This is a genomic window from Rhizobium sp. PDO1-076, assembly GCF_000247475.1.
Taxonomy (GTDB): domain Bacteria; phylum Pseudomonadota; class Alphaproteobacteria; order Rhizobiales; family Rhizobiaceae; genus Allorhizobium.
In genome coordinates this window covers 1-1,391 of sequence record NZ_AHZC01000278.1, presented here as the reverse complement: position 1 = coordinate 1,391, position 1,391 = coordinate 1, and the positions used below count along the sequence as shown (strand labels likewise).

The following is a 1,391-nucleotide window of genomic DNA, read 5'->3' as shown; positions in this document are numbered from 1 at the left end:
CCCATTCAACTTCTTTCTGAACTGACACTGCGCCTAAGAGATCAATTCCCTCCGCGGCAAGATGCTCGCGTCGCTCAATTGCCATTGACACGACGAGCTCGGACGGGTGCGTAATTTGAGAAATCCATTCGACATTTTTCAAGCACCACGCCTTTGAATTTACGCGTGATGCATTGTATATTATGCTCCAAGTGTTCTGTATGCCGCGCAAGCTTATCACTAAGGTCGTAGCCTAAACCCTTTTTACGCAGAAACTTCATTGTCGTCTCATTGTCCATATTATTTTCAATACGAGTACTGTAGATTGTTTCCAGAATAAGGTATTCCTCAAAACTAATGATGGATTCCCATAGGTTATTAGGCGCGGCAATCAGATAGCGAAAGCTGGAGAGATTACCAATACCCTCGGCGTCCATGAATTCCTTAAAATGAGTCAAATCATCTCTCTTCAATTTCAAGTTTGCAGGAACAAGGTCAAGAGTAACGCTGATCTCTGTAGTATTGCCGGTGAATTTTAAGTGAGAATTCAGCATCCATTTATGCCTAATAAATCTCTGATCGTCATCCCATCGCATCTTATAATATACTTGTTCGCTAATTACTTTTTCTTTGAAAATGTTACCTGCCTCGCCACACGGTTCTGCTTCGTCCTTGGGTACACCTTTTGACACCAACCACGCCACTCTACCAGAGCGGATTCTCTCCTTATCCACACTCCTATCGCCAGTCTCGTAGTCATAGAAGCTGGGCACTTCATTTGGATCTAGTGTTTCCCAGGCCTTATGGGGATGAGGGAAATTGGTTTCTGGTAGGTTTTTCCAATCTGGAACTACTTCTGCCACTGGCAGGTCCCAATCACCCGACACTGCACCAAAGCTGGAGGTGCTCTGTTGCCTGTTCAATCGTCTGCCGTTGAAATTGCCCTGCTGGTGGTCCACCGCATCCGGCACGCCGGTGGGCTGCGACCCCGAGGCGCGGTTTGAACTGACTGATCCGGGTTTACCCATCGTGAATGCCTTTCGTTCCAAAATCTCGTGGCGGCTTGTGGCACGGGTGCGCTGACCATGAATATGGTAATGGCCTCATCCATGTCAGAGCGCAGTCTGACTGTCTATTGCTGTGCGTGCAGGTCCGCTGTTGCTTTGTGCATTCAATGCCAACCAGTGCGGGCCGATCATGCCTTGCCGCCGGAAACCCATCGCTTCAAGGTCGGTGGCTTCGAAGTGACGGTGATCAAGGACGGCGGATGGCGAGCGAGCTGCTGGAGCAGAATGTCCCGCCCATCGACCAGTTCGTCAGTAAGCGGGTAGGCCATCCCACGTAGCGATGCATCGAACGATCGTGAGCGCCACGAACATGCCACCTTGTGGAATATGTTAGAGTATCGGCAT

At 49.5% G+C, this 1,391-nt stretch carries 1 protein-coding gene; it reads right to left on the bottom strand.

The window, feature by feature from the left end; translation table 11 throughout:
• Positions 1–74: 74 nt before the first annotated feature.
• Complete coding sequence (locus tag PDO_RS15055) at positions 75–1,007, bottom strand: hypothetical protein (RefSeq protein WP_007603385.1); 933 nt, start codon at positions 1,005–1,007, stop codon at positions 75–77.
• Between the last annotated feature and the right edge of the window lie 384 nt (positions 1,008–1,391).